General features: G+C 70.3%; 16 protein-coding genes. 9 read left to right on the top strand and 7 right to left on the bottom strand.

Annotated elements, in window-relative coordinates:
• The first annotated feature begins 12 nt into the window (after positions 1 to 12).
• The 7 genes from OHS59_RS06380 (at position 13) to OHS59_RS06350 (ending at position 7010) form a co-directional block, all read left to right on the top strand.
• Entirely contained in the window at positions 13 to 1005 is a 993-nt protein-coding gene (locus tag OHS59_RS06380) for an alpha/beta hydrolase (protein ID WP_328492419.1), read from the top strand.
• Between the two features lie 61 nt (positions 1006 to 1066).
• Positions 1067 to 2371: a crotonyl-CoA carboxylase/reductase gene (gene ccrA, locus OHS59_RS06375; RefSeq protein WP_328492418.1), complete on the top strand. Its 1305-nt coding sequence runs from the start codon at positions 1067 to 1069 to the stop codon at positions 2369 to 2371.
• Positions 2372 to 2764: 393 nt separating this feature from the next.
• Positions 2765 to 4381 (top strand): ATP-binding protein, encoded by a 1617-nt coding sequence (locus OHS59_RS06370; RefSeq protein ID WP_328492417.1) that lies wholly within the window; start codon positions 2765 to 2767, stop codon positions 4379 to 4381.
• A 5-nt stretch (positions 4382 to 4386) separates the two neighbouring features.
• On the top strand, positions 4387 to 4797 hold the full coding sequence (locus tag OHS59_RS06365; RefSeq protein ID WP_055611716.1) for a roadblock/LC7 domain-containing protein: 411 nt from the start codon (positions 4387 to 4389) through the stop codon (positions 4795 to 4797).
• Positions 4794 to 5165 (top strand): DUF742 domain-containing protein, encoded by a 372-nt coding sequence (locus tag OHS59_RS06360; RefSeq protein ID WP_189776805.1) that lies wholly within the window; start codon positions 4794 to 4796, stop codon positions 5163 to 5165. Before OHS59_RS06365 ends, OHS59_RS06360 begins: the two co-directional genes overlap by 4 nt.
• Positions 5146 to 5760 carry a GTP-binding protein gene (locus OHS59_RS06355; protein WP_328492416.1) on the top strand — a complete coding sequence of 205 codons (615 nt, stop codon included), beginning with the start codon at positions 5146 to 5148 and terminating at the stop codon, positions 5758 to 5760. The genes OHS59_RS06360 and OHS59_RS06355 overlap by 20 nt, the downstream gene beginning before the upstream one ends.
• Positions 5757 to 7010, top strand: coding sequence for a cytochrome P450 (locus OHS59_RS06350; protein WP_328492415.1), 1254 nt, complete (start codon positions 5757 to 5759; stop codon positions 7008 to 7010). The genes OHS59_RS06355 and OHS59_RS06350 overlap by 4 nt, the downstream gene beginning before the upstream one ends.
• A gap of 181 nt (positions 7011 to 7191) precedes the next feature.
• Here the strand turns inward: OHS59_RS06350 and OHS59_RS06345 are convergent, their stop codons facing one another.
• Complete coding sequence (locus tag OHS59_RS06345) at positions 7192 to 8223, bottom strand: 7-epi-alpha-eudesmol synthase (protein ID WP_328492414.1); 1032 nt, start codon at positions 8221 to 8223, stop codon at positions 7192 to 7194.
• A gap of 354 nt (positions 8224 to 8577) precedes the next feature.
• On the opposite strand from OHS59_RS06345, the gene OHS59_RS06340 reads away from it, so the two are divergent.
• Positions 8578 to 8970: a VOC family protein gene (locus OHS59_RS06340; protein ID WP_328492413.1), complete on the top strand. Its 393-nt coding sequence runs from the start codon at positions 8578 to 8580 to the stop codon at positions 8968 to 8970.
• 9 nt (positions 8971 to 8979) lie between these two features.
• Here the strand turns inward: OHS59_RS06340 and OHS59_RS06335 are convergent, their stop codons facing one another.
• The 3 genes from OHS59_RS06335 to OHS59_RS06325 all read right to left on the bottom strand — a co-directional run bounded on the left by OHS59_RS06335 (position 8980) and on the right by OHS59_RS06325 (position 10902).
• Complete coding sequence (locus OHS59_RS06335; protein ID WP_328492412.1) at positions 8980 to 9447, bottom strand: peroxiredoxin; 468 nt, start codon at positions 9445 to 9447, stop codon at positions 8980 to 8982.
• 62 nt (positions 9448 to 9509) lie between these two features.
• Positions 9510 to 9803, bottom strand: coding sequence for a DUF4235 domain-containing protein (locus OHS59_RS06330; RefSeq protein ID WP_328492411.1), 294 nt, complete (start codon positions 9801 to 9803; stop codon positions 9510 to 9512).
• A gap of 82 nt (positions 9804 to 9885) precedes the next feature.
• Positions 9886 to 10902 carry a glutathione S-transferase family protein gene (locus tag OHS59_RS06325; protein WP_328492410.1) on the bottom strand — a complete coding sequence of 339 codons (1017 nt, stop codon included), beginning with the start codon at positions 10900 to 10902 and terminating at the stop codon, positions 9886 to 9888.
• A gap of 108 nt (positions 10903 to 11010) precedes the next feature.
• Between OHS59_RS06325 and OHS59_RS06320 the strand changes: the two genes are divergently transcribed.
• Entirely contained in the window at positions 11011 to 11991 is a 981-nt protein-coding gene (locus tag OHS59_RS06320) for a cation diffusion facilitator family transporter (RefSeq protein ID WP_328492409.1), read from the top strand.
• 66 nt (positions 11992 to 12057) lie between these two features.
• Here the strand turns inward: OHS59_RS06320 and OHS59_RS06315 are convergent, their stop codons facing one another.
• From OHS59_RS06315 to OHS59_RS06305, 3 genes are all read right to left on the bottom strand, one after another.
• Positions 12058 to 12507, bottom strand: coding sequence for a nitroreductase family deazaflavin-dependent oxidoreductase (locus OHS59_RS06315; protein ID WP_328492408.1), 450 nt, complete (start codon positions 12505 to 12507; stop codon positions 12058 to 12060).
• A gap of 203 nt (positions 12508 to 12710) precedes the next feature.
• Positions 12711 to 14171: an aldehyde dehydrogenase family protein gene (locus OHS59_RS06310; RefSeq protein WP_328492407.1), complete on the bottom strand. Its 1461-nt coding sequence runs from the start codon at positions 14169 to 14171 to the stop codon at positions 12711 to 12713.
• A 118-nt stretch (positions 14172 to 14289) separates the two neighbouring features.
• Positions 14290 to 14874, bottom strand: coding sequence for a TetR/AcrR family transcriptional regulator (locus OHS59_RS06305; RefSeq protein WP_328492406.1), 585 nt, complete (start codon positions 14872 to 14874; stop codon positions 14290 to 14292).
• Between the last annotated feature and the right edge of the window lie 67 nt (positions 14875 to 14941).

The following is a 14941-nucleotide window of genomic DNA, read 5'->3' as shown; positions in this document are numbered from 1 at the left end:
GGACTTGGCTCCATGACCCGTAAGCGCAGATGTGCCGCTCTCGCGGTGACGACGGCCCTGCTCGGCACAGGCGCCGTGCTCACCGCCCCGCCGACCACGGCCGCACCCGCCGCGGAAGCCACCGCACCCGCCGCCGCGGGCGCCACCGTCGTCCGCGAGACGTGGCTCGACGCCCGGACCGTCGACCTCACGGTCGCCTCCCCGGCCGTCGGCGCCTCCCTGCCCGTACGCGTCGTCCTGCCGACCGGGTACGCCGCGAACGCGGACCGCACCTGGCCCGTCCTCTATCTCCTCCAGGGCGCCCACGACGACTACACGTCCTGGACCAGGGAGACGGACGTCGTCGACTTCCTCGCCGGGCAGGACGTCCTCACCGTGATGCCCTCGTCCGGGCCCACCGGCATCCCGACCGACTGGTGGAACTACGGAAGCGCCGGCGCACCCGACTACGAGGCCTTCCAGGTGCACGAGTTGATGGGCCTGCTGCAACAGCGGTTCCGGGCCGGTACGAAGCGTGCCGTCGCCGGGGTGTCCACCGGCGGCTACGGCGCCCTGGCCTTCGCCGCCCGCCACCCCGGCACCTTCGGCGCGGCCGCCTCGTACAGCGGGATCCTCGACACCACGGCCCTCGGCATGCCGACGGTCCTCAACGCCATCGTCGCCCGGGAGCAGTTGCTGCCCCTGACCCTCTGGGGCAGCTTCCTGCTCCACCGGGACAACTGGACCCGGCACAACCCCTACGCACAGGCACGCGCCCTCAAGGGCACCGGACTGTACGTCTCCCAGGGCAGCGGCCTGGCGGGCGGGGACTTCGGCGACCTCGAAGGCGCGGTGCTCGAAGGCACGCTCTGGGCCCAGGCCCACCGTTTCACCGAACAGCTGGACGCCCTGGGCATACCGGCCCAGGTGCACTTCTACAGCGGGGGAGCGCACGCCTGGCCGTACTGGCGCCAGGAGTTCAAGGCGTCCTGGCCGACGCTCGCGGCGGGCCTCGGCCTGAGCTGACGTCCCGCCGCCCCGGCCTTCAGCCCCCTGGCCCGAGCCGACCCCTCAAGGAGGAACCACCATGGACGCGCTGGCGCAGGCCGTCGTCGCGGGAGCCGACCGCACGGAACTGGAGCACCTCCCGACCCCCGGCCGCTTCACCGCCGCACACCTGCGCGCGGAGGACGTGGACAGCTTCGCCGGAGTCGCCGACAAGGACGTCCGCAAGTCGATCCACCTCGGTGACGTACCGATGCCCGAACTGGCTCCGAACGAGGTGCTGGTGGCCGTCATGGCGAGCGGCATCAACTACAACACCGTCTGGTCGGCGATGTTCGAGCCCATCCCGACCTTCTCCTTCCTGAAGCACTTCGGCCGCCAGGACCGGTGGGCGGCCCGGCACGACCGGCCGTTCCACGTGATCGGCTCGGACGCGTCCGGGGTCGTCGTCCGCGCCGGTTCGGGCGTGCGCAGATGGCAGATCGGCGACCAGGTCGTGGTGAGCCCGGTGTACGTGGACGAGGAGGACCCGGCGACCCACGCCGACGGCATGCTGGGCAACGGCATGCTGGCGTGGGGTTTCGAGACCAACTACGGCGGCCTCGCCCACTACGCCGTCGCACGGGCCAGCCAACTCCTGCCCAAACCTGCGCACTTGACCTGGGAGGAGGCCGCCTCCAACCCCCTGTGCGCGGGCACGGCGTACCGCATGCTCGTCAGTGACCGGGGTGCCCGGATGACCCAGGGCGACGTGGTCCTGATCTGGGGAGCGGCCGGCGGCCTCGGCGCGTACGCGGTCCAACTCGTCCGGGGCGGCGGCGGGATCGCCGTGGGGGTGGTCAGCAGTGAGCGCAAGGCCGAGTACGCCCGGCGCCTCGGCTGTCACGTGGTCATCAACCGGGAGGAGATCGGACTCTCCGGCAGCGAGGCACCGGCGGACCCCTCCGTCGTCGGCAAACGCCTCGGCAAGCTGATCCGTGCCGCGACGGGGGAGGACCCGCACATCGTCTTCGAGCACGTGGGCCGGGCCACCTTCGGTGTCTCCGTCTTCGTCGTACGCCGTGGTGGCGCGGTGGTGACCTGCGGCTCCAGCACGGGCTACCGGCACGAGTTCGACAACCGGTACCTGTGGATGCGTCTCAAGCGGGTCATCGGCAGCCATGGATCCAACCTCCACGAGCAGGCCGCCGTGAACCGGCTGCTCGACCTCGGCCATCTGGCCCCCGCGCTCACCGAGACCTACCCCCTCACCGACACGGCGGAGGCGGCCAGGCTGGTCCAGAGCAACACCCACCTGGGCAAGGTCGGTGTCCTCTCCCTCGCCCCGGCGCCCGGCCTGGGTGTCACCGACCCCGCACGCAGGGAGCTGGTCACCCGCCCGGTGTGACCGCACCGCCGGGCCAACCCGGACACGCCCGTGCCGCAGGCCCCGTCACCTACGACGGGGCCTGCGGCGTGTGAGCCGTGCGGCCCGCGTAGTCCATGGTGTATGCACCTATTTGACCCCACCCGTGTTCGATCATGGTGCCGTGTTAAGGGATTTGTCGACTCATAAGCCCTGGTGGGAGCGTAACGAAAGCTTCACAGCGGTGGGCCGGGGAGGGTGAATCTCCGGAGATCAAACCCGATAAGGTTCCCTGAGGTGCGGCGAGTTGACGCGACAGCGATCGTTTGTCACTCGTTGTCCACGCATGTCTGTCACGGGGTCGACCACCTCGTGACGAGTGCTCCCCCCCGAGCTTCTCCCCCCTGTTCGATCGTGTTGCTTTGAAGGATGCAGATGGAACTTGCCACTCCGCCACCGGCGGCGCGGGCACCGGTCCCCTGGTACAGCTGGTGGCTGCTGCCACTGGCCTTAGGGGCCGGCACCGTGGTCGCCGCGGTCGTCGGCTCCGATCAGGTCCGAATACCCGCGATCGTCTCCGGAGTCGTCGTCACGGCCGCGAGCGCCGCCGTCGTACGACTCCTGATCCGCTCCCAGCGTCAACTGCGCAGCAGCGCCGGTGAGTTCAGAAACGCCCAGGCCGAACACTCCCAGCAGTGGCAGCAGCACGTGGCCGGCCTCGAACGGAAGCACGCCGCCGAGCGCGCCGCCCACGACACGCAGCTCGCCGAGCAGGCCAAGGCCTACGAGGCGCGGATCGCCGAGCAGAACGCGGCCTGGCAGGAACAGCTGGACCGACAGCTCGCCGCGGTCGCCCTGCTCGCCGACACCCAGCTGCCCGACACCCTGGAGCGGCTCCGGGCCGGTGACTCCATCGACGACCTGCTGCCCTCCGTCGGCCAGGGCGCCGAGGTCGGGGCCGACCTGCAGACCGCGCTGCGCAAGGCGCTCAGGACCGCCCTCATGGGCGTGGAGCAGGAGCTCGACCGCTCCACCTCCGCCGAGCAGGCCGTCATCAGCATCGGCAGCCGTATCCACGTACTGACCAGCAAGCTGCGCGGCCGTCTGCACGAGATGCAGGGCGAGCACGGCAGACTGCCCTCCGTCGCCCAGGGGCTGATGGAGCTGGACCAGGAGCTCGGACCCGCCGACTCCCTGGCCGCGAGCATCGGCGTGCTCGGCGGCACCGACCGTCCCGGCCGGCAGTGGCAGGAGCCGCAGCGCCTGCTCAGCGTGGTGCGCGGCGGCATCGGCCGGATCAGGGACTTCGACCGTGTCCAGGTGCAGCACCTGCCCGAACTCGGCGTCGACGGCGGTCTGGTGGACCACCTCACGCTGATCTTCGCGCACCTGCTGGACAACGCGGCACGCTACTCGCCGCCCACCGAGCCCGTGATCGTCTCGGGCAAGGAGGTTCCGAACGGCGTCGGCGTCGAGATCCAGGACTCCGGCAAGGGCCTGAACGAGGAGAAGAAGCAAGAGGCACTCCAGGCGCTTGAGGGCGCGGCCCCCGGCCCCGGTATCGGCGGCGTGTCCGAGGACGCGCACCTCGGTCTGCGGGTGGTGGGAGTGCTGGCCCGCCGGTACGGCATCAGGGTCACGTTCGCGGACTCGCCGTGGCTCGGCACGTCGGTGGTCATCGTGGTACCTCACAAGTACTTCAGCCAGCTGCCCGCCGTGGCCACGGCCCCGGCTCCGGCCGCCCAGGTCCCGGCCGCGCCGGGCCCCGAGGCCGCCGCCGAGCCCGAGACGCCGGACCAGGCCGAGCCGGAGGAGACCGGGGACACCACGCCCGGCGGTCTGCCCAGGCGCCGCAGGCGAGCCGAGTCCGAGCGGCCCAAGTCGGCCGTACGGGAAGACGAGTCCGGCTCCACCGCCTCGCACGCGGTGCCGCCGGACGCGTCCTTCACAGGCCTGGCCGCCTTCGCCACAGCGGGGCGCGAGCCGATCGCCGACCGTGAGCCGACCTCGGGCGCTGAGCCCACAGAGCACCGCACTGAAGAGAGCGACTAGTCCTCATGACGCAACAGGGAACCGACGTGAGCTGGGCGCTCCGCGATCTGGTCGAGAGCATCCAGGAGATCCGCTTCGCCCTTGTGGCCTCCAGCGACGGAAAGGCCATCACCTCCTACGGCGCCGACGACCCCGACGACGTGGATCGCTTCGCCGCCGTGGTGGCGGGCCTGCAGGCGCTGGCCCAGCCGGTGGCCGAGCAGTTCCCCAAATACGCCGGGCAGCTGCGCCTGGCGATGATCGAGGTCGACGGTGGTCACCTCTTCGTGGTGCGCGCGGGTGTGGAGACATACCTGGGCGTCCTGGCCAGGGAAGGGCTCGACCAGGGCCTCCTCGGCCACCAGATGAGGGACCTGGCCCGCAGGATGGGTGAGCTCCTCGGCACCACTCCGCGCCTGGAGGAGCACTCTGGATGAGTGGTCCCCGTCGACCCACGGACCCGTCCGGTCTTGAGCGCTACTACGTCCTCACGGGCGGCCGCAGCGGACCGGGCGGTTCGTCGTCGAGCCTAGACGTGGCGACCCTCATCACCTCCCGTGCGGCGGCCGGCCCCGGCATGCAGCACGAACACGAGGAGATCCTCCGGCGCTGCCGTGATCCGTTGTCGGTCGCCGAACTCGGCGCCCACCTCGGACTGCCCTTCAACATTCTCGCGGTGCTCTTGGCCGATCTGCTGGACGCAGGCCGCGTTGAAGCCCGTGATCCCATCCCGGCGTCAGGCGCCGGTCGCGGGCCCGACCTCGCGCTCCTTGAGGAGGTACTCAGTGGACTTCAAAGGCTTTGACCATCCCGACCGCAACCCGGCCGACGGCGCGGCCGGTGCCCGCTCGGTGAAGGTGATGATCGCCGGCGGATTCGGCACCGGAAAGACCACCATGGTCCGCTCCGTCAGCGACATCAAGCCGCTCACCACCGAGGAGACACTGACGCAGGCCAGCGCCGACGTCGACAACCTGATCGGGGTGGCGGACAAGCAGGAGACCACGGTCAGCCTGGACTTCGGCAAGATCGGCATCAACGACCAGCTGATGCTCTACCTGTTCGGCACCCCCGGGCAGGAACGATTCTGGTTCCTGTGGAACGGCCTGTTCAAAGGTGCGCTCGGAGCCGTCGTCCTGGTCGACACACGCCGACTGGCCTCCAGTTTCCGGGCCATCGAGGAGATGGAGCGGCAGGACGTCCCCTTCGTGATCGCCCTGAACGTGTTCCCGGACTCCAAGGACCACCCGGTCGAGGAGATCCGCGACGCCCTGGACATCTCCCCGGACATACCGGTGGTGGCCTGCGACGCCCGCGACCGGGCCTCCAGCCGTGATGTGCTCATCGCGCTGATACGGCACCTCAAGGAACGCTCCGCAGTCGCACTGGAGTCCCGATGACCGACCAGTCCTTAAACGGCTCCGACGCCCCGCGCGGCTGCCCGGTCGCGCACGGCGGGGGAGAGGACCTCACCCGTCTGTACGGGCCCGAGGCCGCCGTCGACCCGATCGGGATCTACGGGCGGCTGCGCAAGGAGCACGGGCCCGTCGCCCCGGTCCTGCTGGAGGGCGACGTGCCCGCCTGGCTGGTGCTCGGTTACCGGGAGAACCGGCGGGTGCTCGACAACCCCCGTCAGTTCAGCCGGGATTCGCGGATCTGGCGGGACTGGAAGGAGGGCCGCGTCGAGAGCACCTCTCCGCTGATGCAGATGGTGGGCTGGCGTCCCGACTGTGTCTCGCAGGACGGCGAGCCGCACCGCAGGCTGCGCAGCGCGGTCACCGACAATCTGCAGGCCGTCTCGGGCCGTGGCATCCGCCGGCATGTCACGCACTTCGCCAACAAGCAGATCGACGCCTTCGCCGATGCGGGCACCGCCGACCTGGTGTCCGAGTACGCGGAGTACCTGCCGATGCTCGTACTGACCAGGGTGTTCGGGCTCGCGGAGAGCGAGGGGCGGCGCCTGGCCGAGTCGTCCGCGCAGGTCATCAAGGGCGGCGCCGAGGCGCTGGCCCACAACGACCGCATCATGCAGATCCTCGGCGAACTCACCGAGCGCAAGCGGGTGGAGCCCGGCTCCGACTTCACCACCGGGCTGCTGGAACACCACGCCGACCTCGACGAGGACGAGATCGTCAACCACCTGCGCCTGGTGCTGATCACCGCGCACACCACCACCAGCAATCTGCTGGCCCGGGTGCTGCAGCTGGTCCTCACCGACGCGGGCCGGCTCTCCGGTCTGGTCAGCGGGCAGCTGAACATCTCCGCCGTCGTGGAGGAGGTCATGTGGAACACCCCGCCGCTGGCCGTTCTCCCGGGCCGGTTCGCGACCGCCGACCTCGAACTCGGCGGGCATCAGGTCCAGGAGGGCGACCTGCTGGTGCTCGGCCTGACCGCCGGCAACATCGATCCGGAGATCCGGCCCGACGTCGGCATCTCCCTGCACGGCAACCAGTCGCATCTCGCGTTCAGCGGGGGGCCGCACGAGTGCCCCGGGCAGAACATCGGGCAGGCGATCATCGAGACCGCCGTTGATGTCCTGCTGCACCGGTTGCCGGGGTTGCGGCTCTCTGTCACTCCGGGGGAGTTGACCGCCACCGCGTCCACGTGGGAGGCACGGCTGGACCGGTTGCCGGTTCAGTTCGCCTCGTAGGCCCGTCGTCCGTAGGCCCGTCCACCCGTTCGCCGGGGGCGGGCCTTCGGCCTGTTGTGGGTTGTGTGTCGGGTGCGGAAACGCCGTGGCCGGGGTCGCAGTTCCTCGCGTTCCTAAGAGCAAAGGCCCCTGACGGGCCCCTTCGGCGGCCGTGCCGAAGGGGCCCGTCAGGAAATCGTTGTCAGACCGCCAGGAGGTCGTCCAGGGAGCCCTTGCCCGCCAGTTCGGCCTGGGAGGCCGGGGTCTCCTTGTCGGCGGCGTAGCGGCCCGAGGTCAGGGCCCACTCGTAGTTGCCGTTGATCCAGTGCTGGATGGCCTCGACGCCCATCCGGACCCTGCCGCGCTCCTCCTCGTTCAGTCCGAGCTCGTCGCACATCTGCGGTACCTGCGACTCCAGTTCGAGGTACTGGGTGAGGCGGTCCGTGGTCATCCGGAAGGCCTCGTCGGCGGCCTCCTGCCAGCTGCAACGGCGCTCGCGGTGCAGGACGGCTATCAGGTTGTGCCCGTCGCCCCGGCGCTTCTCGCGCTCGAAGGAGTGGATGTCGTTCATGAAGCCGATGGTGTCGGCGGCGAGGTCCCGCATCCTCTCCATCAGCGGATGGGCCTCGGCCTCGGCGGGCACCTCGAAGCCCCGGCTGCGCTCCCCGGCGTCGATGCTGTGGTGGATGCCCACCGTACGGCGACGGAACGCGGCGTACTCCTGAAGGTCGAGCGTGCCGGCCAGGCCGCGGGAGGCGAGGTCGACCTCCTCGGTGTGCGCCACGAGGAAGCGGCCCCAGGAGGCCGCGAAGCGCGTGCGCCATGTCAGAGACATGCCATCCGAAAGATGAGCCCAGACCTCGGCCCAGGCCACCGTGATCGGACAGACCACCCGGGGGGTGATGCCCGCGGGCCGCAGGGGGGTGACGATGAGCTCCCGCGCCACCTCGGCTATGCGGTCGGCACGGTCGGGCCTGCCGGAGTCGAACTGGTCGTCGAAGAGGAAGGCCAGCGAGAACCAGTTCATCAGGACGACCATGTCGTCGGCGGAAGCGTGGGGATAGGTGCGGGCAGCCGCCTGGGGCAGATCCCAGGACCGGTACTCCTCGAAGCCGGCGTTGCTGCGCACCAGGCCCTTGTCCCACACCCAGCGCAGATGGCGGGCCTGGGCGTAGTCGAGGTGTTCGCTGACCGGGGTGGCGAAGGGGAGGTCGAACCTGACGTCCTGCGGCATTCGCGTCCTCTCTTGAGACGGTTCACAGGGCCCCCACCCCTGCGCGCGGACGCACGAAAGCGACGCCCACTGACTCGAACTGCGTTTCCCGAGGCGAAAGTTGACTCGATTTACGCTACGAGGCTGCCCTGATCGTAAATGATCTATGCCACGACCTCGGTGACTTCACCGTGACCTGCGTTACACCGCTCCGTGACCTCGGCGATTTGTCGGCCTCCGTGGCCGAATGGGCACCCTTGCCCCCTCCGGGCCACGCTCGGCCGGTTGCGCGGGCTGTTGTGCGCAGTACGGGGTACCCGGTCAACGAGCAGTGGGCGGACGGCCGTTCGCGCTCGGCCCGTCTTCGGAGGAGATATGGCACTGGTAGTGGCAGGCTTCGTGGTCCTGGACTGTTCCGAACCCGAGAAACTCGCCGCGTTCTACAAGGAGTTCCTCGACGGTGAGGAGACCGACGCGACGGCGAACCGGGTGGAGATCCGGGGTGCCGACGGCATGCGGATGGCGTTCCGGCGGGACGTGAACGCGACGCCGCCCAGCTGGCCGCGTCCCGAGAACTCGCTGCAGGCCCATCTGGACTTCCACGTCGACGACCTCGACGCGGCCGAGCGCAAGGTCATCGGACTCGGCGGGCGCGCGCTGGAGGCCAAGGACGCGGGCGGCCCGTACGAGGAGCGGGGCTACGCCGACCCGTCGGGCCACTCGTTCACCCTGCGCATGGAAGCGGCGACCGCACCCAAGCAGGGCTGACACGGATCTTCAGGCGCGGTGTGCGCGCAGGGCCGCCAGGGCGCGGTCCGCGTGCGCGCTCATCCGCAGTTCGCTGCGCACCACCTCAAGGACCTTGCGGTCCTCGGCGATCACGAAGGTGACCCGCTTGGTGGGCGCCAGCGAGAAACCGCGCTTCACCCCGAACAGCTCGCGGACCGCGCCGTCCGGGTCGGACAGCAGCGGATACCCGAGGGTGTGCTTCTGAATGAACTCCTGCTGGCGCTCGACCGAGTCACCGCTGATCCCCACCGGCTGCGCTCCGGCGGCCGTGAACTCGGCCGCGAGGTCGCGGAAGTGGCAGGCCTCGGCGGTGCAGCCCGCGGAGAGCGCCGCCGGATAGAAGAACAGCACGACGGGGCCTTCGCCCAGCAGCTCCGAGAGCTGCCGGGGCGTGCCCGTCTCGTCGGGGAGAGTGAAGTCGTCAACGGTGTCTCCCACCGCTGCCTGGTTCGTCACGTCCGGCTCCCTGACTGTCGGCCACCTGTAGGAAGGCCAACCGTACTGGACGGTACGGGGCGTCAGTCGCGGCCCCCCTTGTCATCGCCGGGCCACACTCCGGTGGACCGCTCGATGGCCTTCGCGCCCGCGCGGTCCGCCGCGCTGCGGACGACCGCGAAGATCGCGCCCTGGACGGCCGCGGCGAACAGCACCTCGCCCCAGCCGCGGTTCTTGTCCAGCGCGTCGGGGGCGTCGTCCTCGTGGCGGATCATCTTCCAGGTCTTCTGGAACGCCATCCCGGCGAGCGTTCCGCTCGTCCAGCCGAGCAGGAACCCGACGGGCTTGTAGACGACGGGCAGTTTCTTCTTCTGCACCTGGCACTCCTTCGGCTCGTGGTTGCGGACAACAGGCGAGTGTCCAGTTCAGCGGCGAATACGCGGCCCTGTCACGCACCCTTCAGGGCCGGCCCGCCGCCGGTACCTCTTCGCCTTCGCGTACGGGACCCGGCGCGCTCCCGTCGCCGAACGGGCGCCCGCCCAGTTCCTCGCGGCCGTGGGACGACAGCCAGCCGGACAGGTCGGGGCCGGCCGGCACGATGCCGGTCGGATTGATGCCCGCGTGGACCTGGTAGTAGTGGCGCTTGATGTGATCGAAGTCGACGGTGTCCCCGAACCCGGGCGTCTGGTACAGATCACGGGCGTACGCCCACAGCACCCGGTCCTCCGTCAGCTTCCGGCGGTTGCACTTGAAATGGCCGTGGTAGACGGCGTCGAAGCGGACCAGCGTCGTGAACAGCCGGATGTCCGCCTCGGTGATCGTGTCCCCGACCAGGTACCGCTGCCCGGCGAGCCGCCGCGACAGCAGTTCGAGCCGCCGGAACACACCCTCGTAGGCCGCCTCGTACTCCTCCTGGCCGGTCGCGAACCCGGCCCGGTACACCCCGTTGTTGACGTCCTCGTACACCTCCTCCATGACCTGGTCGATCTCGTCGCGCAGCCCCTCCGGATACAGCTCGGGCGCCCCTTCGCGGTGCAGGTCACGCCACTCGGTGGCGAGATCCAGGGTGAGCTGCTGGTAGTCGTTGGTCGCCAGCCGCCCGCTCGGCACGTCCACCACGGCGGGCACGCTGACGCCGCCCGGATGGCCCGGCTCCCGGGCCTCGTACGCCTCGGCCAGATACCGGATGCCAAGGACCGGGTCGCGGCCGCCGGGGTCCAGGGTGAAGCGCCAGCTCCGGTCGTCCTGGATCGGGTCGGTGACCGCCATCGGCAGGGCGTCCTCCAGGCCCAGCAGCCGCCGGGAGATCACCGCGCGGCTCGCCCAGGGGCAGGCCCGGCTGACGACCAGCCGGTAGCGCCCGGCCCCGACCGGCCAGCCGTCGCGTCCGTCGGCCGTCACCCGGTCCGAGAAATGGCTCTTCGACCGCTTGAAGGACTTCTTCCCGTACGCGCTGTTGCCCTCGGTGTCACTCATGAGGAATCTCCTTCTCGTACGTCCGCCTCGTACGTCCGCCGCCGTCAGGGTTCCCCGAAATCCGCCGTCACCTCGTGTGAGGCAGGGCGAGTGGGGCATTCGGCGGAGGTGAACCGTAAGCCTTCCTCGTCTTCGGACCGCCGCACCCGTGTCACCGTGCTCGTGGCGCTGGCCGCCAACCTCGTCATCGCCGTCGCCAAGGCCGTGGGCGGTCTCTTCGCCGGATCGCCCGCGCTGCTCTCGGAGGCGGCCCACTCGGTGGCCGACAGCCTGAACGAGGTGTTCCTCCTGGCGGCCCTGCGCCGCAGCAGGCGCCCTGCCGACAACCGTCACCCCTTCGGGTACGGAAAGGAACGCTTCTTCTGGTCGCTGCTGGCCGCCGTGGGCATCTTCCTGATGGGTGGCTGCTTCTCCTTCTTCCAGGGCTTCGAAGCCCTGGGCAGCGAGAGCTCGGAGTCCCACAGCGGGTATGTGGCGGGACTCGTGGTCCTGGTCGTGGCGCTATTCGCCGAGGGCGGGTCCCTGCTGCGCGCGGTGCGCCAGGTGCAGAAGCAGGGCGGGTTCTCCACCGAGATCCGTGACCCGGCACTGCGTACGGTCATCGCCGAGGACGGCACCGCGGTACTGGGCGTGCTCTTCGCGATCGCCGGCATGGCCCTGCACATGGTGACCGGCCAGGTCGTCTACGAGGCCTCGGCCTCGATCGCCATCGGCGTACTCCTGGTCTACGTGGCGTACCGGCTGGGCCGTGACGCGCGTGACCAGCTGATCGGCCAGGCCACCGACGAGGAGTCGAGCAACCGCATCCGTGCCCTGCTGGAGGCGCAGCCCGAGATCGACTCCGTGGAGTCCCTGCTGACCATGCAGCTCGGCCCCGACTCGACTCTGGTGGCCGCCCGTATCGACCTGACGCCCGGCCTGGACAGCGAGGAGGTCGAACTCGTCGCCGTACGCATCAAGGCGTCCGTCACCAACCTGGTCCCGGAGGTCGACCAGATCTTCCTCGACGTGACGGACGCCCGCATCGCGCGCCGGGCGGCCGCACTCGAAAATGGCCCCGCCGCGACGGGGGAGCGCGGCGGGACCTGAACGTCGGGTGCCCGACGCTCCGAGGATCATGCACAACTTTTTTCGAGCGGGTCCGCTGCGGGCGGGTCAGCCGGCGGCGGTCGGCTCCAGCACGAAGACCGGGATCTCACGGTCGGTCTTCTTCTGGTAGTCGGCGTAGTCCGGGTAGGCGGCGACCGCGCGCTCCCACCACTGGGCCTTCTCCTCGCCGGTCACCTCCCGCGCGGTCATGTCCTGGCGCGTCGGGCCGTCCTGCAGTTCCACATGGGGGTCGCTGACCACGTTGTGGTACCAGACGGGGTGCTTGGGCGCGCCGCCCAGCGAGGCGACGGCGGCGTAGCGGCCCTCGTGCTCGACCCGCATCAGCGGCGTCTTGCGGATCTTCCCGCTCTTGGCGCCCCGGGTGCTCAGCACGATCACGGGAAGTCCCGTCTCGCGCAACGTCGTTCCCTCGGTACCGCCGGAGCGCTCGTACAGCTCCACCTGATCGCGCACCCACTGGGTGGGGCTGGGCTCGTACTCACCCTCAAGAGGCATGACATCCATCCCATCGATCGTCGTTGCGTACGCGTCGCCGAACCGTGCCGACCGGTGCCGGCCCGTGCCGACTCGGATTCCAACACGCTCGCCCCGTCCTTTTCATCCCGCACGGGACGACCGCGCGACGGTTCACCCACACACGTGCCCGAGTACGGCCGTACGAGTCGTGCGGGCCCGGTACGAGCGTGGCCCCGACCCCGTCAGAACGGGAAGTGCGCCTGCTGCGTGGCCAGGGTCACCCAGCGGGTGTTGCTGAACGCCTCGATGCCCCAGCGTCCACCGAAGCGCCCGTACCCGCTGCCCTTGAACCCGCCGAAGGGCGCGTTCGGTTCGTCGGCGACCGACTGATCGTTGACATGCACGATGCCGGTACGGATCCGGCGGGCGACCCTGAGCCCATGGGTGCCGTTCTCGGTGATGATCCCGCAGGTCAGCCCGTGCTCCGTGGCGTTGGCGAAGGAGACGGCCTCGTCGTCCGTGGTGAACGTGCTGATCACGGCGAGCGGGCCGAAGGCCTCGCCCCGGTACAGCTCGGCCTCCTCCGGCAGGTCGGTGAGGACGGTCGCCGGATGCACGGCTCCCTCGGGGGCGGCCCCACCGGTGAGGACGGTCGCGCCCTTGGCGACGGCGTCCGCCACGAGCGCCGCGACCCGGCGGGCGGCGTCCGGGGTGACGAGCGGGCCGACGACGGTGTGCGGATCGGCCGGGTCGCCGGACGCGAGCGACTCGGTCTTCGCGGTGAACTTGGCGGTGAACTCCTCGGCCAGGCTCTCGTGCACGAGGATCCGGTCGGCGGACATGCAGATCTGGCCGGAGTTCATGAAGACGGAGAAGACGGCCGCGTCGACCGCGTAGTCGACGTCGGCGTCGTCCAGCACGATCACCGAGTTCTTGCCGCCGAGTTCGAGGACCGCGGGCTTCAGATGCCGGGCCGCGTGCACGCCGATGATCCGGCCGACGCCCGTGGAGCCGGTGAAGTTGACGGCCCGTACGCGCTCGTCGGCGACCAGGGCCTCGGCGACGGCGGCCGCGTCCTCGGGAGCGTTCGTGACCACGTTCAGGACGCCGTCGGGCAGGCCGGCCTCGCGCAGGATGTCCGCGATGAACAGACCGCAGGCGATCGGCGCGTCCTCGCTCGGCTTCATCACCACGGTGTTGCCCGCGGCGAGCGGCGCGGCGACGGCCCGTACACCCAGGATGACCGGCGCGTTCCAGGGCGAGAAGGCGGCCACGACGCCGACGGGTTCGCGGATCGCGAGCCCCAGCGCGCCCTCCTCCTGAGCGCTCAGCACCTCTCCGCGCGGCGCGGTGACCGCGGCGGCGGCCTCACGGAGGATGTTCGCGGCGAGACCGACGTTGAACATGGCCCACGGCCGGGTGCCGCCCACCTCGCCCGCCATGATCCGTACGGCGTCCTCGGTGCGGGCCTCCAGGAGGTCGGCCGCGGCGAGGAAGACCTTGCGCCGCTGCGCCGGGCCGAGCGCGGCCCAGCCCTCGAAGGCGGCGTCCGCGGCGTCCACGGCCCGGGTGACGTCCTCGACGCCTGCCGCGGCGACGGTGGCGTACACCTGTGAGCTGTAGGGATTGACGTCCTCGGCGGTGCGGCCGGAGACCGCGGGCTGGTCCTTGCCGCCGATCAGCAGGTCACGATGGAGGGTCATGCGCGGCTCTTCCCGTCGGGCGACGCAACGCGACGCGCTCCGCGACGGAACGCCCGCGTTCGTCTGGTGAACAATCGTCCATTGAATATTCAATTGGAGTCTGCAACCCGCCGGGACATCAGTCAATGGCCGGCCGGCGGGCCGTACGCGCGCCGTACGAGTCGACCAGCGTGCGCGCCGCCCGCCCGGCCCGGGCGGCGGGTTCCGCGCTCTGTTCGACGGCGGCGGTGACCATGGCGCCCTCCGCCAGCAGGTGCAGGTGACCGGCCAGTTCGCAGGGCAGTCCGGCCTCGTCCACCAGGCGGACCAGATACTCCCTGAAGGCCCGCTTGTGGGCGCGGACCTGGTCGGCCACCGGCTCCGACGTGGCGCCGAGCTCGCCGTACGAGTTGATCCAGGCGCAGCCGCGGAAGTCGGGCTCGCCGAACCACCGGCCCAGCCAGTCGAACACCGCGAGGAGGCGCTGCCGGGCGTCCTCGTGACCGGCCACGTACTCGGCGAGCCGCCCCCGCCAGCGGATGTCGCGCCGCTCCAGATAGGCCACCACCAGGTGCTCCTTGGCGGGGAACAGCTGGTAGAGCCGCTTGAGCGAGACCCCGGAGGCGCCCCGGATGTCGTCCATCCCGACGGACTGTATGCCGCGTCCGTAGAACAGGGTCTCCGCCGCGTCCAGGGCCTGTTCCCTGGCGACCGCGCTCTCCATGTACCGGCTCACTCCTTGCCGTCTTGACGTGAGAACCACCGTTCTCTACGTTAGCAGCCACCCCGGA

Source organism: Streptomyces sp. NBC_00414, assembly GCF_036038375.1.
GTDB lineage: Bacteria > Actinomycetota > Actinomycetes > Streptomycetales > Streptomycetaceae > Streptomyces.
This window is presented reverse-complemented; position numbering and strand designations above follow the sequence as displayed.

Coding starts and splice junctions, on each gene's coding strand:
- OHS59_RS06380 (WP_328492419.1), top strand. CDS start 13: ATGACCCGTAAGCGCAGATGTGCCGCTCTCGCGGTGACGACGGCCCTG.
- ccrA (WP_328492418.1), top strand. CDS start 1,067: ATGGACGCGCTGGCGCAGGCCGTCGTCGCGGGAGCCGACCGCACGGAA.
- OHS59_RS06370 (WP_328492417.1), top strand. CDS start 2,765: ATGGAACTTGCCACTCCGCCACCGGCGGCGCGGGCACCGGTCCCCTGG.
- OHS59_RS06365 (WP_055611716.1), top strand. CDS start 4,387: ATGACGCAACAGGGAACCGACGTGAGCTGGGCGCTCCGCGATCTGGTC.
- OHS59_RS06360 (WP_189776805.1), top strand. CDS start 4,794: ATGAGTGGTCCCCGTCGACCCACGGACCCGTCCGGTCTTGAGCGCTAC.
- OHS59_RS06350 (WP_328492415.1), top strand. CDS start 5,757: ATGACCGACCAGTCCTTAAACGGCTCCGACGCCCCGCGCGGCTGCCCG.
- OHS59_RS06345 (WP_328492414.1), bottom strand. CDS start 8,223: ATGCCGCAGGACGTCAGGTTCGACCTCCCCTTCGCCACCCCGGTCAGC.
- OHS59_RS06340 (WP_328492413.1), top strand. CDS start 8,578: ATGGCACTGGTAGTGGCAGGCTTCGTGGTCCTGGACTGTTCCGAACCC.
- OHS59_RS06325 (WP_328492410.1), bottom strand. CDS start 10,902: ATGAGTGACACCGAGGGCAACAGCGCGTACGGGAAGAAGTCCTTCAAG.
- OHS59_RS06315 (WP_328492408.1), bottom strand. CDS start 12,507: ATGCCTCTTGAGGGTGAGTACGAGCCCAGCCCCACCCAGTGGGTGCGC.
- OHS59_RS06310 (WP_328492407.1), bottom strand. CDS start 14,171: ATGACCCTCCATCGTGACCTGCTGATCGGCGGCAAGGACCAGCCCGCG.
- OHS59_RS06305 (WP_328492406.1), bottom strand. CDS start 14,874: ATGGAGAGCGCGGTCGCCAGGGAACAGGCCCTGGACGCGGCGGAGACC.